We start from the raw sequence: 23,432 nt of genomic DNA, 5'->3' as shown, positions 1-23,432 counted from the left end.
CGGTGCGGGCCGGACGGACGCGGCGGGTCCGTCCGGCAGGGCGAGTGGGCAGGGCGCGGCGAGTGGGCGGGGTCCAGCGGGGCGGTCGGGCAGGGCGCCCGACCGGGCCCCGCGGGCCGGCCGGACACGGCGCGTCGGCCCGGGCACCGCGCGTGAGCCGGGCAGGACGCCTCCGCCGGGCACCGCGCGTCGGCCGGACACGGCGCATGGGCCGGGGGTGCGTCGGCCGGGTAGGTCACATCAAGGGGGTCAGGAAGCGGCGCAGGGCCTCTTCGTAGCCTTGGGGGTCGGCGTTCCACATGGCGCCGTGGGGGGCGTCGCGGACCGTGTGGAGGGCCACCAGGTTGGGGTGGTGCTCGGCCAGGCGGCGGGAGAAGCGCCAGGGGGCCACCTCGTCGCCGGGGCCGTGGAAGATCAGCGTCGGTGCCGTGAGCCGCGCGGGCCCGGCGGAGTCGGCGGCCCGGTCGGCGTACAGGCCCGTGCGTCCCTGCGCGGCGCGCACCGCGAGCGGCAGCAGGGGCCCCGGCGTGTGCCGGGCCCGGGCGAGGGCGCGCAGCGTCGCCTCCCAGTCGAGCACGGGCGAGTCGAGGACCAGTCCGGAGATCCGGTCGCGCAGCTTCGAGTGGACGGCGGCGCGCAGCGCCATCGTGGCGCCGGTGGACCAGCCGTGCAGGACGACGCGCTCGGCGCCGTGGTCCACGGCGTAGCGGATCGCCGCGTCGAGGTCGCGCCACTCGCTCTCGCCGAGGTGGTTCAGGCCGTCCGGGGAGCGGGGTGCGCCGAGGTCCCCGCGATAGGCGACGTCCAGCACCGGGAAGTGTCTGCGGTGCAGGAACTGCATGATGTTCAGGGGGTGCTCGCGGGTGGTGCCGAGACCGTGCACGGTGATCACCCAGGTCTCGCGGACGGCGGGCACGAACCAGGCGGGCAGCGGGCCGAGTTCGCCGGGTACGTCGATGTCGGCGTGGTCCAGCCCGAGGGCGGAGCGCGGGTCGCCGACGTACAGGTTGGGCGTGAGCCAGACCCGGTCGCGGGGGTGGAGCAGGCCGTGGGTGACGCGTTCCAGACGGCGTACGACGGTGTCGGGCAGGTGCGGGGCGCCCTGCAGCACGGGACCCACGACCGCGTGGGAGCCGTCCCCCGCCAGGCCGTAGGTGCCGGGACGCAGCGAGGCCAGGTCCCGGGTGAGGGTGATCTGGCCGGCGGCCGTGCCGTGCACGGTGAGCCGGGGCTCGGTGGGCAGGGGGCGGCCCGGGGGTGACTTGAGCGCGGCGTCGCTGGCGAGCCGGCCGGCGGCGACGCTCGCCGCGCCGGCCGCGAGGGCCGCGGTGACGGCCGCGGCCGTCGCTTTGACTGTGCGCACGGGTCCAGTGTCATGGCGTGCCGGTTCACCGGCCAGCGGAAGGAACGGTCGGGGTGACATGCTCCTGCGAGTTCCAGGAACAGCGCTCTTCACCCCTGCGGACCGCCGGACCCCGTGCCGGGGGCGGCCGCCGTCAGGCCTCCGGCGTCCGCGGGTGCCGCTGACCGTAGCCGCGCAGCCGTTCGCCGGCCTCCGCGAGCTGTTGCGGGGAGAGCAGGGAGGGGGTCAGGCCGGGAACCGAGGACGCGGTCAGCCACAGGCGGCACATCCACTCCAGTTGGGCGGTGCGGTCGTACGCCTGGTCGAGGGTGGCGCCGTGGGTGAGGGTGCCGTGGTTCTGCAGCAGGCAGCCGGAGCGGCCGTCCAGGGCGCGCAGCACGTGCGCGGCCAGTTCCCCGGTGCCGTAGGCCGCGTAGGGCGCGACGCGCACCGGGCCGCCGAGGGCGCCGGCCATGTAGTGGATCAGCGGGAGCTCGGGGACGAGCGTGGAGACGGCCGTGGCGTGCACGGCGTGGGTGTGGACGACGGCACGCGCGCCGGTGGTGCGGTAGACCGCGAGGTGCATGGGCAGCTCGCTGGTGGGGACCAGGGTGCCGAGCACCTGCCGGCCGTCGAGGCCGACGCCGGTGACGTCCCGCGGTGTGAGCCGGTCGTACGGGACGCCCGAGGGGGTGACCAGGACGGTGTCCCCGACCCGGACGGACACGTTGCCGGAGGTGCCGACGACGAGTCCGTCGGTGACGGTACGGCGGGCGGTGGTCACCAGTTCGCGCCACGCGCGGGCCTCCTCGTCCCGCACCTCCCGCACCCCACGCGCAGCCGGCCCCTCCGGCCCCGCCGGCTCCTGCCGTGCGCCGCTCGCGCGCTCCGCGTCCTGCTGCTGTTCGGCCATGCGGTGATCCTGCCAGCCTCCCGCGGTCCCCGGGCCGGACACCCGGCACCCGGCACCCGGGAAGAGAGAAGGCAGAGGGGAGGGTCGGCCCCGGCGAAGGGGCGAAGACGGAGAAGGGCGGAAGACCCAGGACGCGGATGACACAGGAAGCGGAAGACACAGAATCGGACACCACTGCGACCGCCCCAGTTCATCTTCCGTTCACCCGGGTTACCTACGTTCGACGAGCCAATGACGCTCGAACGATTGCCTGGGTAAATGGAAAGCTTCTCGCTGATCCTCGCGATTGTGGTCGTTACCGCACTCGCGTTCGATTTCACGAACGGTTTCCACGACACCGCCAACGCGATGGCCACCACCATCTCCACCGGCGCACTCAAGCCCAAGGTCGCGGTGGCCATGTCCGCCGTGCTCAACCTGGTGGGCGCGTTCCTCTCCGTCGAGGTCGCCAACACGATCTCCAAGGGTCTCGTCGACGAGACCGGCATCCGTCCCGAGGTCATCTTCGCCGCCCTGGTCGGCGCGATCCTCTGGAACCTGCTGACCTGGCTGGTCGGGCTCCCGTCCAGCTCCTCCCACGCCCTCCTGGGCGGTCTGATCGGCGCCACCATCGCCTCGGCCGGCGTCGGCGCCGTGCACGGCGACGTCCTGGTCACCAAGGTCATGCTCCCGGCGGTCGCCGCGCCGGTCGTCGCGGGCGTCGCCGCGGTCGCCGCGACCCGGCTGTCGTACACGATCGGCCGGAAGACGGACGGCAAGGCGGCGGAGAAGGGCCACCGGGTCGGGCAGATCGCCTCGGCGGGCCTGGTCTCGCTGGCGCACGGCACCAACGACGCGCAGAAGACGATGGGCATCATCACCCTCGCCCTGATCGCCGGCGGCGCCGTCGCACCGGGCTCCAACCCTCCCACCTGGGTCATCCTCTCCGCCGGTCTCGCCATCGCGCTCGGCACCTACATCGGCGGCTGGCGCATCATCCGCACCATGGGCACGGGCCTGACCGACCTCCAGCCGCAGCAGGGCTTCGCCGCCCAGACCAGCGCGGCCGCGGCCATCCTGGCCTCCTCCCACCTGGGCTTCTCGCTCTCCACCACCCACGTCGTCTCGGGTTCGGTGATGGGCGCGGGTCTGGGCCGCAAGGGCGGCACGGTCCGCTGGTCCACGGCGGGCCGGATGGCCGTCGCCTGGGTGCTCACGCTGCCGGCCGCCGCGGTGGTCGGCGCGGGCGCGGAGGCCGTCACCGGTCTCGGCGACTGGGGCACCGCGCTGGTCGCCGTGTTCCTGGTGGCCGCGAGCGCCGCGATCTGGAAGATCTCCCGCCGCCAGGTCGTCGACCACACGAACGTCAACGGGGCCGACGCCGAGGAGCCGGCCGGTGTGGTGACCCAGGCCATCGCCGCCGTGGCCCCGCCGCCGGCGGCCCCGGTGGCCGACGGCCTCACGGCCACCATCCCGGCCCCGGCGTCCGCGCTCGGGACGGCACCTGCCGCGAGCCCGGCCGCGGCGACCCCGCCCGCCGCGGCGGTCTGACGCCCCCGCCCGTCCCCCGGCAATCGAGAAAGCAGCATCGAGATGAAGATCGACTGGGCAGCCATCGGCTCCGTCTTCGGCGTCAGCCTCGTGGTCACCGTCGGCCTCGTGGCCCTGTTCACCCTGGGCATCGCGGGCCTGTCCCGCCGGGAGGCCGCGTCGACCCGCGGCGAGTCGGCCCTCGCCGCGACCGCCGGTGCCTACGCGTGCTTCGCGCTGTGCGCGGCAGCCGTCGCCTACGGAATCTCCCTGATCCTGGGCTGAGGCACAGGGACGCGCCCCTGCCCCGTCGGGGGCCGCGTCCCGCGACTTCGGCATCGACCCCCGTGAGCCCTTCCGTGGCGCTCACGGGGGTTCTTGCCGCGCCGGCCCGCCTCCGGCGCCCCTGCGGCAGCCTCGCGTCAGGGATATGAGCCTCGGCACACCGGCGCGGTGCAGGTCAACGGCAAGTTGACGGGTGTTCCGGGACCGTGGTGGACTTCCTGGGCCATGTACGGCGGCAGCAGAGGAAGCCGGTGCGAATCCGGCGCGGTCCCGCCACTGTCACCGGGGAGGACGATCCCCGGGAGCCAGGAACTCTCTCCGCCGGTCTCGTCGAACCAGGGCGCGGACACCCTGAGTGAGGACCTATCGCCATGCGCGGCTGCCGACCGAGGCCCACCACCGACCGCCCGACCGACCCCGCGGCCGGCTGAACCCATGGGTGCCGATCGCGTCTTCGCGTACGGCGCCGCCGCCGGCCTCCTCGGTGACCTGCTCCTCGGCGATCCGCGCCGCGGACATCCGGTCGCCGTGTTCGGGCGGGCCGCGGGCGCCGTGGAGCGGGTGCTGTGGCGGGACCACCGCGGGTGGGGCGCGCTGCACACCGTCGTGTGCGCCGGTGGCGCCGCCGCGCTGGGTGCCGTCGCCGCCCGCGCCGTCCGCCACTCCCCCGCCGGCTCGGTCCTGTTGACCGGCGCCGCCACCTGGGCCGTGGTCGGCGGCACCTCGCTCGCCCGCGAGGCGGGCGCCATCGGGCGGGCGCTGGAGGCGGGCGACGTCGAGGCGGCCCGGGCGCTCCTGCCGCACCTGTGCGGACGCGATCCGCAAGCCCTGGACGCCGACGGGATCGCCCGCGCCGTCGTCGAGTCGGTCGCCGAGAACACCTCCGACGCGGTGGTGGGCGCGCTCGCCTGGGGTGCCCTGGCGGGCGTGCCGGGCCTGATCGGCTTCCGGGCCGTCAACACCCTGGACGCCATGGTCGGGCACAAGTCGCCCCGCTACCGGCGCTACGGCTGGGCGTCCGCCCGGCTCGACGACCTGGCGGGCTGGCCGGGGGCCCGGCTGACGGCCGTACTGGCCACCGTGGCGGGCGGCGATCCGCGCGGGGCCGTACGGGCCTGGCGCGCCGACGCCGGACGGCACCCGAGTCCCAACGCCGGGCCGGTGGAGGCCTCGTTCGCGGGGGCGCTCGGGGTGCGGCTGGGCGGCACACTGTCGTACGGGGGGCGGGTGGAGCACCGGCCGGTGCTCAATGACCGGGGGCGCGCCGTCCAGGCGGGGGACATCGACCGGGCCGTACGGCTCTCACGGCGCGTGAGCTGGCTCGCGCTCGGCACCTGCGCCGCCGCGAAGCTGCTGTGCGACCGTCTGACGAAGGGACGTGCGTCATGAGCGGCGCTCGACGCGGCGGCGGTCTGCTCGTCGCCGGAACCACCTCCGACGCCGGGAAGAGCGTCGTCACCGCCGGGATCTGCCGGTGGCTGGTGCGGCGCGGCGTCAAGGTCGCGCCGTTCAAGGCGCAGAACATGTCCCTCAACTCGTTCGTCACCCGTGAGGGCGCCGAGATCGGGCGGGCGCAGGCCATGCAGGCGCAGGCCTGCCGGATCGAGCCGACCGCGCTGATGAACCCGGTGCTGCTCAAGCCGGGCGGTGAGCAGAGCAGCCAGATCGTGCTGCTGGGCAGGCCGGTGGGCGAGATGAGCGCCCGCGGCTACCACGGCGGACGCCAGCGGCAGTTGCTCGGTACGGTGCTGGACTGCCTGACCGAACTGCGGAGCACGTACGACGCGGTGATCTGCGAGGGGGCGGGCAGCCCGGCCGAGATCAACCTGCGCCGCACCGACATCGTCAACATGGGGATCGCGCGCGGCGCGGGGCTGCCGGTGGTCGTCGTCGGCGACATCGACCGCGGCGGTGTCTTCGCCTCCTTCTTCGGCACCGTGGCCCTGCTCTCCCCCGAGGACCAGGAACTGGTCGCCGGGTTCCTCGTCAACAAGTTCCGCGGCGACGTCTCCCTGCTGGAACCCGGCATCGACATGCTGCACGGGCTCACGGGCCGGCGCACCTACGGCGTGCTGTCCTTCCGGCACGGGCTGGGCATCGACGAGGAGGACGGCCTGCGAGTGTCCCTGCGGGGCGCCGTGCGGGAGTCCGCCGTCGCGCCGCCGGTCGGTGAGGACGTGCTCCGGGTCGCCGTCTGCGCGGTGCCCCTGATGTCCAACTTCACCGACGTGGACGCGCTGGCCGCCGAACCCGGCGTCGTCGTGCGGTTCGTGGACCGGCCCGAGGAACTGGCCGACGCCGACCTGGTGGTGGTGCCCGGCACCCGGGGCACGGTGCGGGCGCTGGACTGGCTGCGCGAGCGCGGCCTCGCCGGCGCGCTGGCGCGCAGGGCGGCCGAGGGACGGCCGGTGCTCGGGATCTGCGGCGGCTTCCAGCTGCTCGGCGAGCACATCGAGGACGAGGTGGAGAGCCGCCGCGGGGACGTGGACGGGCTGGGGCTGCTGCCGGTGCGGGTCCGCTTCGCCGCCGGCAAGACCCTCGCCCGGCCCGTGGGCGAGGCCCTGGGCGAGCGGGTCGAGGGGTACGAGATCCACCACGGGGTCGCCGAGGTCACCGGCGGTGAGGCGTTCCTGGACGGCTGCCGGGTCGGGTCCGTCTGGGGCACGCACTGGCACGGCTCGCTGGAGTCGGACGGTTTCCGGCGGGCCTTCCTGCGCGAGGTGGCCTCGGCCGCGGGCCGCCGTTTCGTGCCCGCGCCCGGCACGTCGTTCGCCGCGCTGCGCGAGGAGCAGCTCGACCGGCTCGGCGACCTGATCGAAGAACACGCGGACACGGACGCGTTGTGGCGGCTCATCGAGTCGGGCGCGCCGCAGGGCCTGCCGTTCGTCCCGCCGGGGGCGCCCGCGTGAACACCGCCGCACATCTGGAGGTCGAGGGCGACTTGGAGGGCGAGGAGAAGTGAGTACCCCGTTTCCGTTCACAGCCGTCGTGGGTCAGGACGACCTGCGGCTGGCGCTGCTGCTGAACGCCGTCTCCCCGGCGGTCGGCGGGGTGCTGGTACGCGGTGAGAAGGGCACCGCGAAGTCCACGGCGGTGCGGGCCCTGTCGGCGCTGCTGCCCGCGGTGGACGTCGTCGCCGGGTGCCGTTTCTCGTGCGACCCTGACTCCCCCGACCCCGCCTGCCCGGACGGGCCGCACGAGCCGGGGGCGTTCGAGACCCGGCCGGCGCGGATGGTCGAACTGCCCGTCGGGGCCTCGGAGGACCGGCTGGTCGGTGCGCTGGACATCGAGCGGGCGCTGGCGGAGGGCGTGAAGGCGTTCGAGCCGGGCCTGCTCGCCGACGCCCACCGGGGCATCCTCTACGTCGACGAGGTCAACCTGCTCCACGACCACCTCGTCGACCTGTTGCTGGACGCCGCGGCCATGGGTGCCTCCTACGTCGAGCGCGAGGGCGTCTCCGTACGGCACGCAGCGCGGTTCCTGCTGGTGGGAACGATGAACCCCGAGGAGGGGGAGCTGCGCCCGCAGCTGCTCGACCGGTTCGGGCTGACCGTCGAGGTGGCCGCCTCGCGGGAGCCGGACCAGCGGGTGGAGGTGGTGCGCAGGCGGCTGGCGTACGACGACGATCCGGCCGCCTTCGCCGCGCGCTGGGCCGACGAGGAGGCCGCTGTACGGGCCCGGATCGCGGCCGCGCGGGAACTGCTGCCGCGGGTGCGGCTCGGGGACGGGGCGCTGCGGCAGATCGCGGCGACCTGCGCCGCCTTCGAGGTGGACGGCATGCGGGCCGACATCGTGATGGCGCGGACGGCGACCGCGCTGGCCGCGTGGGCCGGGCGCACCGACGTGCTCGCCGAGGACGTGCGGCAGGCGGCGCTGCTCGCGCTGCCGCACCGGCGGCGGCGCAATCCGTTCGACGCGCCGGGCCTGGACGAGGACAGACTCGACGAGACGCTGGAGCAGTTCGGCGGCGAGCCCGAGGACGACGACGATCCCGGCCCCGGCCCGGACGGGCCGGACGGTGGCGGCGGGGGCGGCGGACAGCCCGGCCCCGACCACGACGGCGGCGCCCCGCAGGGCGACGACGGGAGCGCGCAAAGCGACGACGCGCAGGCCGGGGAGGATGGGGCCGTGCCGCCCGGGGAGGGTGAGAGCGCGGGCCGGCCGCGGCCGGCCGGGGCCGCGGCCGGCGAACAGTCCGCCGTGGGGGCCGCGGAGCCGTTCCGTACCAAGGTGCTCAGCGTGCCCGGCATCGGCGAGGGGGCCGCGGGGCGGCGCTCGCGGGCGCGTACCGAGCACGGCCGTACCACCGGCGCGCGGCGCCCGCGGGGCGCGCTGACCAAGCTGCACCTGGCGGCCACCGTGCACGCCGCCGCCCCGCACCAGCGGGCGCGCGGACGCTCCGGTCCAGGGCTGGTGGTGCGGCGGGACGATCTGCGGCAGGCGACCCGGGAGGGGCGCGAGGGGAACCTCGTGCTGTTCGTGGTGGACGCCTCCGGGTCGATGGCGGCGCGGCAGCGGATGAGCGCCGTGAAGGGTGCCGTGCTGTCCCTGCTGCTGGACGCCTACCAGCGGCGGGACAAGGTGGGTCTGGTGACGTTCCGGGGGACGTCCGCGGAGGTCGCGCTGCCCCCGACGTCGTCCGTGGAGGCGGCGGCCGTCCGGCTGGAGTCGCTGCCCACGGGCGGTCGTACACCGCTGGCGGCCGGGCTGCTGCGGGCGCACGAGGTGCTGCGCGTGGAGCGGCTGCGGGACCCGGCGCGGCGGGCGCTGGTGGTCGTGGTGACCGACGGGCGGGCCACCGGCGGCCCGGAACCGGTCGCCCTCGCGGAGCGCGCTGCGCGGCTGTTCGCCGCCGAGGGGACGGCCTCGGTGGTCGTGGACTGCGAGACGGGACCGGTGCGGCTGGGGCTCGCCGGACGGCTCGCCGGTGAACTGGGCGCCGCGGCGGTGACACTGGACGGGCTGCGCGCGGACAGCATCGCCGGGCTCGTCCGGGATGTGCAGGGAACTTCGAGGAGGGCCGCGTAATGCCGCAGGGACAGCCGAGTGTCGTACCGGACGACGGACTGACGACGCGTCAGCGGCGCAACCGCGCGCTGGTCGTCGTGCACACGGGCACCGGCAAGGGCAAGTCGACCGCCGCGTTCGGACTGGCGCTGCGCGCCTGGAACCAGGGCTGGCCGATCGGGGTGTTCCAGTTCGTCAAGTCGGCGAAGTGGCGGGTCGGCGAGGAGCGGGCGCTGCGGGTGCTCGGCGACTCGGGCGAGGGCGGCAGCGTCGTCTGGAACAAGATGGGCGAGGGCTGGTCGTGGGTCCAGCGGGACGACCAGACGGACAACGAGGCCAAGGCGCGGGAGGGCTGGGAGCAGGTCAAGCGGGACCTGGCCGCCGAGACGTACCGGCTGTACGTGCTCGACGAGTTCGCGTACCCGCTGCACTGGGGCTGGATCGACACCGACGAGGTGGTGGAGGTGCTGCGCGGCCGGCCGGGCACCCAGCACGTCGTGATCACCGGGCGCAACGCCCCCGGGAAGCTGGTCGACTTCGCCGACCTCGTCACCGACATGTCCAAGGTCAAGCACCCGATGGACGCGGGCCAGAAGGGCCAGAGGGGCATCGAGTGGTGACGCCGTGCTGACCCCGGCCCCGGACCCCGCGACCGGAGCGACGCCCGCGCCGGCAGCCGCGGCCCGGGCGGGCTCCGTCCCCGGGCGCGTGCCCCGGCTCGTCGTCGCCGCGCCCGCCTCGGGGAGCGGCAAGACCACGGTCGCCACGGGGCTGATGGCCGCGCTGGCGCGCCGGGGGTTCGCCGTGTCCCCGCACAAGGTCGGGCCGGACTACATCGATCCCGGGTACCACGCGCTCGCCACCGGGCGGGCGGGGCGCAACCTGGACGCGTACATGTGCGGTCCCGACCTGGTCGGGCCGCTGTTCCTGCACGGGGCGCGCGGGTGCGACATCGCCGTCGTCGAAGGGGTCATGGGCCTGTACGACGGGGCGGCGGGGCAGGGCGAGCTGGCGTCCACCGCGCAGGTGGCGAAGCTGCTGCGCGCGCCGGTGGTGCTCGTGGTCGACGCCTCGTCCCAGTCGCGGTCGGTGGCGGCGCTGGTGCACGGGTTCGTCTCGTGGGACCCGGAAGTACGGGTCGGGGGCGTGATCCTGAACAAGGTCGCCTCGGACCGGCACGAGGCGCTGCTGCGCCAGGCGCTGGAGACGGTGGGCGTGCCGGTGCTGGGGGTGCTGCGCCGGGCGCCGCAGGTCGACACCCCCTCGCGCCACCTCGGGCTGGTGCCGGTCGCCGAGCGGCGCGGTGCCGCGGTCGAGGCGGTCGCGGCGATGGGGGCGCAGGTGGAGGCGGGGTGCGACCTGGAGGCACTGGTCGCGCTGGCGCGCAGTGCGGGACCGCTGTCGTGTGCGGCCTGGGACGCGGCCGGGGCGGTGGCGGCCGCGCCCCCGCCGTCCGTTCCCGCCCCGGCCCCGGAAGCCGCCGGCCCCGGCCACGGCTCGCCCGTGCGCGTCGCCGTCGCCGGCGGGTCCGCCTTCACGTTCTCCTACGCGGAGCACGCCGAGCTGCTGACGGCCGCCGGTGCCGAGGTCGTCCCGTTCGATCCGCTGCGCGACGAGGAGCTGCCCGAGGGGACGCGCGGCCTGGTCGTCGGGGGCGGCTTCCCGGAGGTCTACGCCGCCGAGCTGTCCGCGAACGAACCCCTGCGCAAGGCCGTCGGCGACCTCGCGCGCGGCGGGGGCCCGGTCGCGGCCGAGTGCGCCGGGCTGCTCTATCTGTGCCGGGAGCTGGACGGGAAGCCGATGTGCGGGGTGCTGGAGGCGTCCGCGCGGATGAGCGGGCGGCTGACGCTGGGCTACCGGGACGCCGTGGCCGTCACCGACAGTGTGCTGGCGGGCGCCGGGGAGCGGATGCGGGGGCACGAGTTCCACCGGACGGTCGTGGAACCGGGCGCCGGGGCCGCCCCCGCCTGGGGGCTGCGCGGACCCGAGCGGCGGCTCGAAGGGTTCGTGCAGGGCAACGTGCACGCGAGTTACGTGCACACGCACTGGGCCGCCGCACCCGGCGCCGCCCGCCGGTTCGTGGAGAGGTGCCGGACGTCGTGAACGGCAGGCCGGCAGCCGCGTCCACTCCGGTGCCCGCCTCCGTGACCGTGTGCGGGCCCGACTCCTTGGCCATGAGCGGGCCGGCCGTGAGCAGGCCCGTCTCCGAGGGCGGGCCCATGTCCGTGTCCGTGGGCGGGCCCGTGTCCGTGGCCGTGGCCGCCGCGGGGTCCGCGTTCGGGGGGCGGGCGGGTGCCGGCGGGGCGCCGCGCTCATCGGGCGGGTGGGGGACGCTGCCGGGCCGGGCCGGGCGGCGGGCCGGGGGGCCCGCGTGCCGGGCCCGGGGGCGGCTGCGCTCAGGCCGCCAGGCCCACCACCAGCCAGATGAACGCGGCGCCCGCGACCGTGCACAGCAGGGTCGAGCGGGCGGGGTGCTCGTGGTGGGCCTCGGGCAGGATCTCGGCGGCGGCGAGGTAGAGCAGGACACCGCCGAACAGGCCGAGATACCCACCGAGGAACCATTCGGGGATGCTGATGAACGCGGTCGAGGCGGCGCCCACCACCGGCGCCAGGGCGTCCGCGACCAGCATCGCTATCGCCCGGCGCCGGGCGTTGCCGTACAGGCTGGTGAGGGTGAAGGTGTTGAAGCCGTCCGCGAAGTCGTGGGCGATGACCGCGAGCGCGACGGCGGCGCCCATGCCGCCGCCGACCTGGAACGCGGCGCCTATCGCCACGCCGTCCATGGCGCTGTGCCCCACCATGGCGGCCGCCGCCGTGAGGCCCACCTCGGGCGCGCGCTGGTGGGAGTGCTCGTCACCGCCGTGCGCGGCCTGCCGGGCGGCCAGCAGGCGCTCCACCAGGTGGGCCAGCAGGAAGCCGGCCACGAACAGCAGCAGAGCCGCCGGTACGCCGAACACCTCGCGGTCCACCGCGTGCAGTGCCTCGGGCAGGAGGTCGAGACCGACCACACCGAGCATCAGGCCGCCGGCCAGTCCGAGGACCAGATGGCGGCGGTCGGTGACCCGCTGTGCCGTCCAGCCGCCGGCCAGCGTCATCAGGAACGCGCCGAGCGCGACGAAGACCGCCATGTGCCCTTGCTATCCGATCAACCCCCGATCGCGCACATCCGGCCACTGGCCGACCCCCACAGACCGTGACATTCCGTACGAGAGGACTCGACCCCATGGCCGACGCCCCCACCGCTGAGGTGACCTTCGTCGGTGCCGGTCCAGGCGCCGCCAGCCCCCTGACGCGCGTCGCGTGCGCCGCGCACGGCGCGCACACGGCGCACGACGGGTACATGACGCACGACGGGTACATGACGCAGGGCGCGCACGGCGCCTACGAAGGGCAAGACGGGCACGCCGGCGCCCGCTCGCGCCGGGCCCGCCGCCCCGCGCGCCCCCACGGTTGCCCCGAGGCCGGCACGGGAGCCCGCAGGACCGCCCCGGAGGGCCGCCCCCGGGTCCGTCCCGAGGCTCCCGGGACTTCCGGGGCCTGCGGCGCTCCCCGGGCCCCGTACGGGCAGGGGGCGGGCGCGTGATCACGGTCGTCGGTACGGGTACGGGGGCGCCGCCGGAGAGCGGGGTGCTCGACGGCGCCGAGCTGGTCGTGGGCGGACGCCGGCACCTGGAGACCGTACGGCTGCCGGAAGGCGCCCGGCGGATCGTGCTGGGGCCCCTGCCGCCCGCCCTCGACGTGATCGCGCAGTACGCCGGGCAGGGGCGGCGCGTGGTCGTGCTCGCCTCGGGCGACCCCGGGTTCTTCGGGATCGTGCGGGCGCTGGCGGAACGGTTCGGCTCCGCGCTGCTGGACGTGCGGCCGGGCGTCTCCTCCGTCGCCGCCGCCTTCGCGCGCGCCGGGCTGCCCTGGGACGACGCCGTGGTGGTCAGCGCGCACGGGCGGGAGCTGCGGACGGCCGTCAACGTGTGCCGGGCCCGGCCGAAGGTCGCCGTGCTGACCGGTCCCGGCACCGGGCCCGCCGAGCTGGGGGCCGCGCTGGCCCGGACGCCGTCCGGAGACCGGGTGCTGGTCGTCGCCTCGGCGCTGGGCGACCCGGACCACGAGCGCGTCGAACGGGTCACGCCCGCCGAGGCCGCCGCCCGGGACTGGGGCACAGCGGTGAGCGTGGTGCTGTGCCTGGACGAGGCCCGTGCGCTGGGTGCCGTACGGACGCTGGCGGGGCCCGAGGTGTCCGGAGCGGGCTGGGCGCTGGCGGACGACGCCTTCGCGCCGCGCGACCCGGTCGGCGCCGGGCCCGAGGTGCGGGCGCTGGCCCTGGCCCGGCTCGGGCCGCGCCTGGGCGACCTGGTCTGGGGTGTCGGCGCCGGGTCGGGGCCGGTGGCCGTGGAGTGCGCCCGGCTCGGCGCGGCGGCCGTCGCGGTCGAGCGGACGGCGGACGGTGCGGAGCGGGTGCGGGCCGACGCCGCCGCCCAGGGTGTCGACGTGGCTGTCGTGCACGGGGTGGCGCCCGGCGCGCTGGCCGGACTCGCCGACGATCCGGACGCGGTGTTCGTCGGCGATGCGGGCGGCGACCTGGCCGCGGTCGTCGGCGCCTGCGCGCGCCGGGCCCGGCGGACCGTCGTCGTCGCCCTCGCCTCCCCCGACCGGGTGCCGGCCGCCCGCGAGGCGCTCACCGCCGCCGGACTGACCTGCGACGGCGTCCTGCTCCAGGCGTCACCGCTGGCACCCCCGCCGGGGCAGGCGACCGCAGCGGCGGCCGCCGGCCCGGTGTTCCTCCTGTGGGGCGTACGGCCCCCGGCGCCCCTGCCCCCGTCTCCGCCCGGGTCCGCGTCCGCCTCCGGGCAAGGGCGTGCCCGGTGACCGGTCTCCTCGGGCCCGGCGCCCTCGGGGCGCCGGTGGAGGGGGACGGGGCCGCCGGGTCGCGGGCGCTGCCGGAGGGTGAGCCGGTCGTCGTCGGCGCCGAGGTGCCGCGGCCGCTGCCCGTCCAGGCCCCGCCGGCCGCGCTCGCCGCGCGGCCGGACGTGCCCGGAGGGACGGAGGCGGCCTGCGCCGTCCGGGTGACGGACCGGGCGGTCGTGCCGGGCGAGCGGGAGGTGGTGCTCCGGCCGCCGTCCCTCGCCGTCGGTGTGGGCGCCTGCGCCGGAGCGGCGGCCGAGGAGGTGCTGGGGGTGGTCGAGGGCGCGCTGCGGGAGGCGGGACTGTCCGTGCGCGGCGTCGCCCTGCTGGCCACCGTCGACACCAAGGCCGCGGAGCCCGGCGTCGTCGCGGCGGCCGCGCGGCTAGGAGTGCCCCTGGTGACGTACTCCGCCGGGGAACTGGCCGCCGTGACCGTGCCGAACCCGTCGGACGCCTCGCGCGCCGCCGTGGGCACCCCGTCGGTCGCGGAGGCCGCCGCTCTCGCCGGCGGCGGTGAACTCCTCGTCCCCAAGACGAAGTCCGCCCCGGCCGGCGGGGGTCCGGCGAGGGCGACGTGCGCGGTCGTACGGCTCCCCGCCGCCCTGCCGTCCTCCCCCCAGCAGGAACTCCCCGCAGGAACTCCCCCAGGGACACCGCCATGAACACCGTTCCGGACACCCCCTTCACGACGGGCACACGCATGCGCACGCACATCGAGGACCACGGGGTGCCGTGGCAGGGCGGCGGGCACGACCTGCGGCACCACGGGGACGCGGAGGTACGGGACGACGGTTCGGCGCTGGTCGACCTCGCCGTGAACGTACGCACCGGCGCCCCGCCCCCCTGGCTGCGGGAGCGGATCGCCGGCTCGCTCACCTCCCTCGCCGCCTATCCGGACGGGCGGGCCGCGCGGGCCGCGGTGGCCGCCCGGCACGGACTGCCGGTGGACCGCGTGCTGCTGACGGCGGGTGCGGCGGAGGCGTTCGTGCTGCTGGCACGCGCCCTCGAGGTCCGCCGGCCGGTGGTCGTGCACCCGCAGTTCACGGAGCCGGAGGCCGCGCTGCGCGACGCCGGGCACCGCGTGGACCGGGTGCTGCTGCGCGCTGAGGACGGCTTCCGGCTCGACCCGGCGGACGTTCCCGAGGACGCCGACCTCGTGGTGGTCGGCAACCCGACCAACCCGACGTCGGTGCTGCACCCGGCGGCGGCGCTCGCGGCGCTGGCCCGGCCCGGCCGGACGCTGGTGGTCGACGAGGCGTTCATGGACGCGGTGCCGGGCGAGCGGGAGGCGCTGGCCGGGCGGACCGACGTGCCCGGCCTCGTGGTCCTGCGCAGCCTGACCAAGACCTGGGGGCTGGCCGGCCTGCGGATCGGGTACGTGCTGTCCTCCCCGGAGATCATCGCCGCGCTGGAGCGCGCCCAGCCGTTGTGGCCGGTGTCCACGCCGGCGCTGGCGGCGGCCGTGGCGTGCGTGGAGCCGCGCGCGCTGGCGGAGGCGGCGCACGCGGCCCACCGGATCGCGGCCGACCGGGCCCACCTGGTGACGGGCCTGGCGGCCTTCGCCGGGCGCGGGGTGCGGGTGGCCGGGCCTGCCGAGGGCCCGTTCGTCCTGGTACGGATGGAAGGAGCGGCGCGGGTACGGCGGCGGCTGCGCGAACGGGGTTACGCGGTGCGGCGCGGCGACACGTTCCCGGGGCTCGGGGAGGACTGGGTGCGGGTGGCCGTACGGGGGCGGGGGGTGGTGGAGGGGTTCCTGGACGCCCTGGGGGCCGCACTGGACACGGGGGACGCGGAGGAGAGGGAGGCCACGGAGGGGCCGTGAGCGCCGCCACCGCGCGTCCGCCTCCTCCTCGGCCCCACTGCCTCAGCCCCTCCGCCACCGGGCCCGCGAGGCCACCCCCTCCTCCGTCCGGTCAGCCCTTCCGCCGCCGGGTCAGCGCCACCGTCGCCCCGCCCGCGGCCAGCAGGACCGCCGAACCTGCCGCGAGGTACGGGGTCATGGAGCTGCCTCCGGTCTCCGCGAGGCCGGCGTCCGCGGCCTTCGTGGGCTTCGCGGCGGACGGTGCCGGATGGACGGGCTCGGTGGCGGAGGCGCCCTGGGGCTTCGGGTCCGTCGCGGGCGTGGTGGCGGGCCGCGGTGACTCCTCCGGTGCCGCGGGGGACTCGCAGGTCGCCCGGGCGAGCGTGAGGGTGCCCTCGACCTCGGCCACGTTGAGCTTCAACGGGTTGACGGAGACCCTGAGTTCGAGGGCGGTCGCCGCGGCCGTGCGGGACGTGGTCTCGTGGCGGGACAGGTCGAGGCGGACCTCTCCGACGCCGGGGACCCGGACGTCGGTCGTGCCGCCCGCGGTGAGCGTCACCTTCCTGCCGAGGACGGTCACGCCGCCCAGGACGTTGCTCGTCGCCGTCGGCGCCTTGCCCGTCCGGCAGGTCGCCCTGGCGGTGACCTGGTCGACCTCGATGAGGGAGAGCAGGGGCAGGCCGGGCACGTGGAGGCGGGCGTGGGCGAGGTCGACGATGCCCTCGGCGCCGCTCGCCGAGACCGTCGCGTCCGCCGTGGCCACGTCCGCGCGCAGCACGCTGAACGGCTTGCCGCCCTCGACGCCGTCGAGGCGGGCGCTGAGCGCGGTCTGCCGGGCGCTCGCCGGTGCCTGGACCTCGTTGAGGGAGAGGGTGAGCGGGAGGTTCACCGTCTTGTCGAGCAGGGACACGTCGAGGGCGGTGCGCAGGACGGAGGCGCCGGCGCGGCCGTGGCCGGTGGTGGCGTGGGCGGAGCCCGCTCCGGCCAGTGTCACCGGGCCGGCGGCCAGGGCGGTGGCCGCGGCGGCGGTGACGAGGCGGCGTGCGGGCATGCGGAAGGTGTGGCCGTTCACGGTGTGGGACCCCCAGAGAGGAATGCTTGGGACCCGGAAAGAATTACGCACCGAGAGTGAACGGTCAGCGATCCTGGGTGACTTCACTCCTTCGAGGGGTTTCCGTCCTCGTTTTCGATTTACCCGGTACGGGTGTTCGCTTCCTTCACCCTCATGTCCCCCTCCTGCCCCCGGTATTGACACCCCGCTCGACGCACCGGTGCACGCCACGAGGTGCACAACGAGCCGGCCGGGGTGTCGGTCACCTCCCGTCAACCCGCCGCCCGTCCGCTCCGCGGGGGCCCGGTCAGCCGACGATCCGGCCGTTCAGCACCACCCGCCGCGGCTGCGCCAGCACCCGTACGTCCGCCCGCGGATCCGCCTCGTACACCACGAGGTCGGCGGGCGCGCCCTCCTCCAGGCCGGGGCGGCCGAGCCAGGACCGGGCGCCCCAGGCCGTCGCCGACAGGGCTTCGAGCGGCGGGATGCCCGCGGTGACCAGTTCCGCGACCTCGGCCGCCACCAGGCCGTGCGGCAGCGCGCCGCCCGCGTCCGTGCCGACGTACACCGGGATCCCGGCGTCGTGGGCGGCGCGGACGGTGTCGTAGCGGCGTTCGTGGAGCCGGCGCATGTGGGCCGCCCAGCGCGGGAACCTGGCCTCGCCGCCGGCCGCGAGGCCGGGGAACGTGGCGATGTTGACCAGGGTGGGCACGATGGCGACGCCGCGCTCCGCGAACAGCGGGATCAGGTCCTCGGTGAGGCCCGTGGCGTGCTCGACGCAGTCGATGCCCGCCTCCACCAGGTCGCGCAGGGAGTCCTCCGCGAAGCAGTGCGCGGTCACCCGGGCGCCCAGCCGGTGCGCCTCGGCGATGGCGGCCTCGGCCGCCTCGCGGGGCCAGCAGGCGGAGAGGTCGCCGAGGCCGCGGTCGATCCAGTCGCCGACCAGCTTCACCCAGCCGTCGCCGCGCCGGGCCTCCCGGGCGACGTAGCGGACCAGGTCCCCGGGTTCGATCTCGTGGGCGTAGTTGCGGATGTAGCGGCGGGTGCGGGCGATGTGGCGGCCGGCCCGGATGATCTTCGGCAGGTCCTCGCGGTCGTCGGTCCAGCGGGTGTCGGACGGTGAGCCCGCGTCCCGCAGCAGCAGCGCCCCGGCCTCCCGCTCGGTGAGCGCCTGCTTCTCGGAGACGTCCTCGGGCACCGGGCCGTGCGCGTCGAGCCCGACGTGGCAGTGCGCGTCGACCAGGCCGGGCAGGACCCAGCCCTCGACGGTCCGCACGTCCCGGGCGCCGGGCGGGCGCTCGTAGGAGATCCGGCCGCCCACCACCCACAGTCCGTCACGGACCTGGTCGTCGTCGGGGCCGACGAGGACCCGTCCCTTCACGTGCAGCACCGCGCCATCGCTCATGTACGCACCCTAGTAGGGCCGCCCGCCGGGCCCGGCCCGGGCAGGGCGGTCACCGGTGGGAGCCGGGCCGGGGCCGCCGGTTACTCTCGACTCCGTCGACTCCGCCGACCTCGTGACCGAGAAGAGAGCACTGCCGTGACCCACCCCCTCCTGGACCTCGCCCCGCTGAGCGCCGCCCGCTTCGCCTCGATCGAGGACCGGGTGGCGCGGCTGCTCGGCACCCGGCAGGACGTCGTGATCACCCAGGGCGAGGCGCTGCTGCCGCTGGAGGGCGCGATCCGGGCGACGGCCGGTCCGGGCACGACGGCCCTGAACGTGATCACCGGGCCCTACGGGCAGACCTTCGGCGACTGGCTGCGTGACTGCGGCGCGACGGTGTACGACCTGTCGGTGCCGTTCCACACGGCGGTGACCGCCGAGCAGGTCCGCGCGGCGTTCGCCGAGCACCCGGAGATCGACTTCGTGTCGCTGGTGCACGCGGAGGCCGCGACCGGCAACACCAACCCGGTCGCCGAGATCGGCGAGGCCGTACGGGAGCAGGGCGCCCTCTTCTACCTGGACGCGGTGGCCTCCATCGGTGCGGAGCCGGTGCTGCCGGACGCGTGGGGCGTCGACCTGTGCGTGATCGGGGCGCAGAAGGCGATGGGCGGTCCCGCCGGGGTGTCGGCGGTGTCCGTCAGCGAGCGGGCCTGGGCCCGGATGGCGGCGAACCCGCGGGCGCCGCGCCGCTCCTACCTGTCCCTGCTGGACTGGAAGGAGCGCTGGATCGACGGCGGGCGCACCACGCTGCTGCACGCCCCGGCCCAGCTGGAGATGCTCGCCCTGGAGGCGTGCCTGGAGCGCATCGAGGAGGCCGGCCTGGACGCGGTGACGGCCCGTCACCGCGGCGCCGCGGCGGCGACCCGGGCCGGTGTCCAGGCCCTCGGCGGGGGCCTGGAGCCGTACGTGCACAAGGCGTCCGAGGCGGCGCCGGTGGCGACGACGCTGCGCGCTCCCGCCGGTGTCGCGGCCTCGGACCTGGTGGCCCGCGCCCTGGAGTCGGACCCCGCCCTCCCGCTGGCCGCGGGCGGCGGCGCGCTGGCCAAGGAGATGATCCGCGTCAACCACTACGGGCCGGCCGCGACCCCGGAGACCGTGGAGGCGGCCCTGACGGCCCTGGCCTCCGCCCTGACCACCGCGTCCGGCACGGACGTCGACCTCCCGGCCGCCCGCACGGCCGCCGCCCGGGCCTGGCGGTGACCCAGGAGGGCGCAGGGGGACCCCGGCGCCCCCGGGGGCGGGCAGGGCGCGTGCGGGGGCGGTGCGGGCTGCGCCCGGCGCGGCGGGCGCTCGGGCATTCCGCGGGAACGGATCGACGGGCTCACCGGAACTCGAATACAAAACAGGTAATTCCCGGAATTCACTAGGGGTAGTTTCCCGTCTTCTTCTGCCCCGTTTCCATATTCCTAAACGCAGCGATTTTCCGAGCCTTCGGCGGCGTAATTCCAAGGCTGTCACGAGCGCGGCCGGAGAGTTACTCCAGTGTGACGCACTCCACAAAGCTGCCCTTTTTGTACAGGTAATATCAGGGCCAAACAGGCATCTCGCACCCGTCTCGCGCGGCTGCGCGCCCGCGCGATAACACATACGGCCGTTGCACGTAAGGGCACCGGCCGATGCATTTTTCAATTCAGCTCGGTAAGTTCAATTCGCATGACTGCCGCACAAGCAGACCTGCGAACCGACCGCGTGGAAAGAGCGGACGACGTGTCCATCGAGCCCCCCGCCGTCGCCGACGGCGCCGCGCTGTGGAGGCTCGCCAAGGACTCCGGGACCCTGGACGTGAACTCCTCCTACAGCTATCTGCTGTGGTGCCGCGACTTCGCCGCCACGTCCGCCGTGGCGCGCGACGCCGACGGCGAGGCCGTCGGTTTCGTCACCGGCTACGTGCGGCCCGACCGTCCCGGCACGCTCCTCGTGTGGCAGGTCGCGGTCGACGCCCGCCACCGCGGCCGCGGCCTCGCCGGCCGCCTGCTGGACGCGCTCGCCGCCCGCGTCGCCGCCGAGCGCGGACTGACGGCCCTGGAGACCACCATCACCCCGGGCAACACCGCCTCCGAACGGCTCTTCGCCTCCTTCGCCGACCGGCACGGCGCCCGGGTCGAGCGGGAGGTCCTGTTCGGGACGGACCGCTTCCCCGACGGGCCGCACGACCCCGAGGTCCTGCACCGCATCGGCCCGCTCGCCCTCTGAGCGCCGCTCGCTCCCCGAGCCCCCCGATCACCCGACGAGCCCGGCTCACCCTCCGAGCCCACCCGCTCGTGCGGGCCCCCTCCCGTCCGAGCCCCCGCCGGCCCCGGGCCACCGGGCCCCGCGGACCCCACTCCCGATCCGCCGACCCGACCGATCTCCCACTCCCCCACCCGAGGAGCGATTCGTCGTGACCATCACCCAGCCCGACCTGAGCGTCTTCGAGACCCTGGAGTCCGAGGTGCGCAGCTACTGCCGCGGCTGGCCCACCGTCTTCGACCGGGCGCGCGGCAGCCGCATGTACGACGAGGACGGCCACGAGTACCTCGACTTCTTCGCGGGCGCCGGCTCCCTCAACTACGGGCACAACAACCCGGTGCTGAAACGGGCGTTGATCGACTACCTGGAGCGTGACGGCGTCACGCACGGGCTCGACATGTCCACCACCGCCAAGCGCCGCTTCCTGGAGACCTTCCAGAACCTGGTGCTGCGCCCGCGCGACCTGCCCTACAAGGTGATGTTCCCGGGCCCGACCGGCACCAACGCCGTGGAGTCCGCGCTGAAGCTGGCGCGGAAGGTGAAGGGGCGCGAGGCCATCGTGTCGTTCACCAACGCCTTCCACGGGATGTCGCTGGGCTCGCTGGCGGTGACCGGCAACGCGTTCAAGCGGGCCGGCGCGGGCGTCCCGCTGGTGCACGGCACGCCCATGCCGTTCGACAACTACTTCGACGGCACGGTCCCCGACTTCCTGTGGTTCGAGCGGCTCCTGGAGGACCAGGGCTCCGGCCTGAACAAGCCCGCCGCGGTGATCGTGGAGACCGTGCAGGGCGAGGGCGGCATCAACGTGGCCCGGCCCGAGTGGCTGCGCGCGCTCAAGGAGCTGTGCGAGCGGCAGGACATGCTGCTGATCGTCGACGACATCCAGATGGGCTGCGGGCGCACCGGCGCCTTCTTCTCCTTCGAGGAGTCCGGGATCGTCCCCGACATCGTCACCGTCTCCAAGTCCATCAGCGGCTACGGCCTGCCGATGTCGCTGTGCCTGTTCGGGCCCGAACTGGACGTGTGGGAGCCGGGCGAGCACAACGGCACCTTCCGCGGCAACAACCCCGCCTTCGTCACCGCCACCGCCGCCCTGGAGGCGTACTGGACGGACGGCGCGGCGATGGAGAAGCAGACCCGCGCCCGCGGCGAACTCGTCGAGCAGTGGCTGGTCTCCCTCACCGAGGAGAACCTCGCCGACGTCAAGGAGTACCGGGGCCGCGGCCTGGTGTGGGGCCTGGAGTTCCACGACAAGGACCGTGCCGGACGGGTCGCCCGGCGCGCCTTCGACCTCGGCCTGCTCATCGAGACCTCGGGTCCCGAGAGCGAGGTCGTCAAGCTGCTGCCGGCCCTGACCACCACCCCCGAGGAACTGGACGAGGGCATGAGCACCCTCGCCCGCGCGGTCCGCGAGACCGCCTGAACGGCTTCCGGCGCTCCGCCCCACGGTCCCCGGGGCGGAGCGCCGGAAGGCCCTGACCACCGAGAAACCCCGCAAGGAGGCACGTACCACCGTGATCGTCCGTTCGTTCAAGGAGATCGAAGGCACCGACCGGCACGTGAAGGCGGCGTCCGGCACCTGGGAGAGCAAGCGCATCGTCCTCGCCAAGGAGAAGGTCGGCTTCTCCGTGCACGAGACGATCCTCTACGCCGGCACGGAGACGTCGATGTGGTACGCGAACCACATCGAGGCCGTCGTCTGCACCCGGGGCGACGCCGAGCTGACCGACCGCGAGACCGGGAAGACGTACCACATCACGCCCGGCACCATGTACCTCCTCGACGGCCACGAGCGGCACACGCTCAAGGTCAAGGAGGACTTCCACTGCATCTGTGTCTTCAACCCGCCCGTGACCGGACGGGAGGACCACGACGAGAACGGCGTCTACCCGCTGCTCACCGAGCCCGAGGAGGTGTGAGGACCCCATGACCACCGTCACCGTGAAGGACCTGTACCCGACCCGCGGCGCCACCGAGGTGAGCGTCCCCCGCCAGGACCCGGTCGTCTGGGGCTCCCCCGACACGCCGGGGCCCATCGCGCGCGCCGACCTGGAGTCGTTCGAGCGCGACGGGTTCCTCGCCGTCGAGGAGCTGCTCGGCGCGGACGAGGTCGCCGTCTACCGGCAGGAGCTGGACCGGCTGGTGGCCGACCCGGCGATCCGGGCCGACGAGCGCTCGATCGTCGAGCCGAAGTCCCAGGAGATCCGCTCGGTCTTCGAGGTGCACCGGATCAGCGAGGTGTTCGCGAACCTGGTGCGCGACCCGCGCGTGGTGGGCCGGGCGCGGCAGATCCTCGGCTCGGACGTGTACGTCCACCAGTCCCGGATCAACGTCAAGCCGGGCTTCGGCGCCAGCGGCTTCTACTGGCACTCGGACTTCGAGACCTGGCACGCCGAGGACGGCCTGCCGAACATGCGGACGGTGTCCGTCTCGATCGCGCTGACCGAGAACCTCGACACCAACGGCGGGCTCATGATCATGCCCGGCTCGCACCGGACGTTCCTGGGCTGCGCCGGGGAGACGCCGAAGGACAACTACAAGAAGTCGCTGCAGATGCAGGACGCGGGCACGCCGTCGGACGAGGCGCTGACCGCGCTCGCGGGCGAGCACGGCATCAAACTGTTCACCGGCAGGGCCGGGTCGGCGACCTGGTTCGACTGCAACTGCATGCACGGTTCGGGCGACAACATCACGCCGTACCCGCGCAGCAACGTCTTCATCGTGTTCAACAGCGTGGAGAACACGGCGGTGGAGCCGTTCGCGGCACCGGTCCGGCGCCCCGACTTCATCGGGGCCCGGGACTTCACTCCGGTGCGGTGACCGCCGGGCGGTGAACCGGCCACGAGCCGGGAAGGGGCCTTCTCGTGTGGGACGGGAGGCCCCTTTCCCGCGCCCGCGCGCACCCTGGGTCCGCGCGCGGCGGTGTCCGTGGGCGGCCGGGCCCGTGCGCGG

19 protein-coding genes, 1 pseudogene and 1 riboswitch are annotated in these 23,432 nt (G+C 75.2%); of the genes and pseudogenes, 15 read left to right on the top strand and 5 right to left on the bottom strand.

Annotation, left to right across the window (positions count from 1 at the left end; translation table 11 throughout):
- Window positions 1–235: 235 nt before the first annotated feature.
- Both AC6I72_RS24575 and AC6I72_RS24570 read right to left on the bottom strand, forming a co-directional pair.
- Complete coding sequence (locus tag AC6I72_RS24575) at window positions 236–1,363, bottom strand: alpha/beta hydrolase (RefSeq protein WP_498003346.1); 1,128 nt, start codon at window positions 1,361–1,363, stop codon at window positions 236–238.
- 133 nt (window positions 1,364–1,496) lie between these two features.
- On the bottom strand, window positions 1,497–2,255 hold the full coding sequence (locus tag AC6I72_RS24570; protein WP_498003345.1) for a class II aldolase/adducin family protein: 759 nt from the start codon (window positions 2,253–2,255) through the stop codon (window positions 1,497–1,499).
- A 258-nt stretch (window positions 2,256–2,513) separates the two neighbouring features.
- On the opposite strand from AC6I72_RS24570, the gene AC6I72_RS24565 reads away from it, so the two are divergent.
- From AC6I72_RS24565 to AC6I72_RS24535, 7 genes are all read left to right on the top strand, one after another.
- Window positions 2,514–3,785, top strand: a complete 1,272-nt coding sequence (locus tag AC6I72_RS24565; protein WP_498003344.1) for an inorganic phosphate transporter — start codon at window positions 2,514–2,516, stop codon at window positions 3,783–3,785.
- Between the two features lie 42 nt (window positions 3,786–3,827).
- Window positions 3,828–4,049 carry a hypothetical protein gene (locus AC6I72_RS24560; protein ID WP_037862117.1) on the top strand — a complete coding sequence of 74 codons (222 nt, stop codon included), beginning with the start codon at window positions 3,828–3,830 and terminating at the stop codon, window positions 4,047–4,049.
- Between the two features lie 194 nt (window positions 4,050–4,243).
- Window positions 4,244–4,385, top strand: a riboswitch (cobalamin riboswitch).
- Between the two features lie 99 nt (window positions 4,386–4,484).
- Window positions 4,485–5,438, top strand: a complete 954-nt coding sequence (locus AC6I72_RS24555; protein WP_498003343.1) for a cobalamin biosynthesis protein — start codon at window positions 4,485–4,487, stop codon at window positions 5,436–5,438.
- Window positions 5,435–6,958: a cobyric acid synthase gene (locus AC6I72_RS24550; protein ID WP_498003342.1), complete on the top strand. Its 1,524-nt coding sequence runs from the start codon at window positions 5,435–5,437 to the stop codon at window positions 6,956–6,958. The genes AC6I72_RS24555 and AC6I72_RS24550 overlap by 4 nt, the downstream gene beginning before the upstream one ends.
- A 49-nt stretch (window positions 6,959–7,007) precedes the next feature.
- Window positions 7,008–9,077: a putative cobaltochelatase gene (locus tag AC6I72_RS24545; RefSeq protein WP_498003341.1), complete on the top strand. Its 2,070-nt coding sequence runs from the start codon at window positions 7,008–7,010 to the stop codon at window positions 9,075–9,077.
- Window positions 9,077–9,676, top strand: coding sequence for a cob(I)yrinic acid a,c-diamide adenosyltransferase (gene cobO, locus AC6I72_RS24540; protein ID WP_498003340.1), 600 nt, complete (start codon window positions 9,077–9,079; stop codon window positions 9,674–9,676). The genes AC6I72_RS24545 and cobO overlap by 1 nt, the downstream gene beginning before the upstream one ends.
- 88 nt (window positions 9,677–9,764) lie before the next feature.
- The gene (locus tag AC6I72_RS24535; protein WP_498004811.1) at window positions 9,765–11,159 is read left to right on the top strand and encodes a cobyrinic acid a,c-diamide synthase CobB; all 1,395 of its coding nucleotides are present in this window, start codon (window positions 9,765–9,767) and stop codon (window positions 11,157–11,159) included.
- A gap of 293 nt (window positions 11,160–11,452) precedes the next feature.
- On the opposite strand, the gene AC6I72_RS24530 is transcribed toward AC6I72_RS24535, so the two are convergent.
- A complete protein-coding gene (locus AC6I72_RS24530; RefSeq protein WP_498003339.1) occupies window positions 11,453–12,184 on the bottom strand; it encodes a ZIP family metal transporter in 732 nt (243 codons plus the stop codon).
- 451 nt (window positions 12,185–12,635) lie between these two features.
- On the opposite strand from AC6I72_RS24530, the gene cbiE reads away from it, so the two are divergent.
- The 3 genes and pseudogenes from cbiE (at window position 12,636) to cobC (ending at window position 15,777) form a co-directional block, all read left to right on the top strand.
- Complete coding sequence (cbiE, locus tag AC6I72_RS24525) at window positions 12,636–13,919, top strand: precorrin-6y C5,15-methyltransferase (decarboxylating) subunit CbiE (protein WP_498003338.1); 1,284 nt, start codon at window positions 12,636–12,638, stop codon at window positions 13,917–13,919.
- A pseudogene (locus AC6I72_RS24520) lies at window positions 13,907–14,551 on the top strand (cobalamin biosynthesis protein); the annotation flags it as partial. The gene cbiE and the pseudogene AC6I72_RS24520, both read left to right, overlap by 13 nt.
- 104 nt (window positions 14,552–14,655) lie before the next feature.
- The gene (gene cobC / locus AC6I72_RS24515; protein WP_498004810.1) at window positions 14,656–15,777 is read left to right on the top strand and encodes an Rv2231c family histidinol phosphate aminotransferase CobC; all 1,122 of its coding nucleotides are present in this window, start codon (window positions 14,656–14,658) and stop codon (window positions 15,775–15,777) included.
- A gap of 91 nt (window positions 15,778–15,868) precedes the next feature.
- Here cobC and AC6I72_RS24510 read toward each other — a convergent pair whose 3' ends face one another.
- On the bottom strand, window positions 15,869–16,828 hold the full coding sequence (locus AC6I72_RS24510) for an SCO1860 family LAETG-anchored protein (protein ID WP_498003337.1): 960 nt from the start codon (window positions 16,826–16,828) through the stop codon (window positions 15,869–15,871).
- Window positions 16,829–17,114: 286 nt separating this feature from the next.
- Complete coding sequence (locus AC6I72_RS24505) at window positions 17,115–18,212, bottom strand: amidohydrolase family protein (RefSeq protein WP_498003336.1); 1,098 nt, start codon at window positions 18,210–18,212, stop codon at window positions 17,115–17,117.
- Between the two features lie 135 nt (window positions 18,213–18,347).
- Here AC6I72_RS24505 and AC6I72_RS24500 point away from each other — a divergent pair, with 135 nt between their 5' ends.
- The 5 genes from AC6I72_RS24500 (at window position 18,348) to thpD (ending at window position 23,300) form a co-directional block, all read left to right on the top strand.
- A complete protein-coding gene (locus AC6I72_RS24500) occupies window positions 18,348–19,451 on the top strand; it encodes a pyridoxal-phosphate-dependent aminotransferase family protein (protein WP_498003335.1) in 1,104 nt (367 codons plus the stop codon).
- A 453-nt stretch (window positions 19,452–19,904) separates the two neighbouring features.
- Window positions 19,905–20,444: a diaminobutyrate acetyltransferase gene (gene ectA, locus AC6I72_RS24495; RefSeq protein WP_498003334.1), complete on the top strand. Its 540-nt coding sequence runs from the start codon at window positions 19,905–19,907 to the stop codon at window positions 20,442–20,444.
- 187 nt (window positions 20,445–20,631) lie between these two features.
- Window positions 20,632–21,903, top strand: a complete 1,272-nt coding sequence (gene ectB / locus AC6I72_RS24490; protein ID WP_498003333.1) for a diaminobutyrate--2-oxoglutarate transaminase — start codon at window positions 20,632–20,634, stop codon at window positions 21,901–21,903.
- A gap of 91 nt (window positions 21,904–21,994) precedes the next feature.
- The gene (locus AC6I72_RS24485) at window positions 21,995–22,399 is read left to right on the top strand and encodes an ectoine synthase (protein WP_037860869.1); all 405 of its coding nucleotides are present in this window, start codon (window positions 21,995–21,997) and stop codon (window positions 22,397–22,399) included.
- Window positions 22,400–22,406: 7 nt separating this feature from the next.
- The gene (thpD, locus tag AC6I72_RS24480; protein WP_498003332.1) at window positions 22,407–23,300 is read left to right on the top strand and encodes an ectoine hydroxylase; all 894 of its coding nucleotides are present in this window, start codon (window positions 22,407–22,409) and stop codon (window positions 23,298–23,300) included.
- Window positions 23,301–23,432 lie beyond the last annotated feature (132 nt).

This window comes from Streptomyces sp. Xyl84 (genome assembly GCF_059731885.1).
The sequence above is the reverse complement of the archived record's forward strand: the minus strand, read 5'-3'. Positions and strand labels throughout refer to the sequence as shown.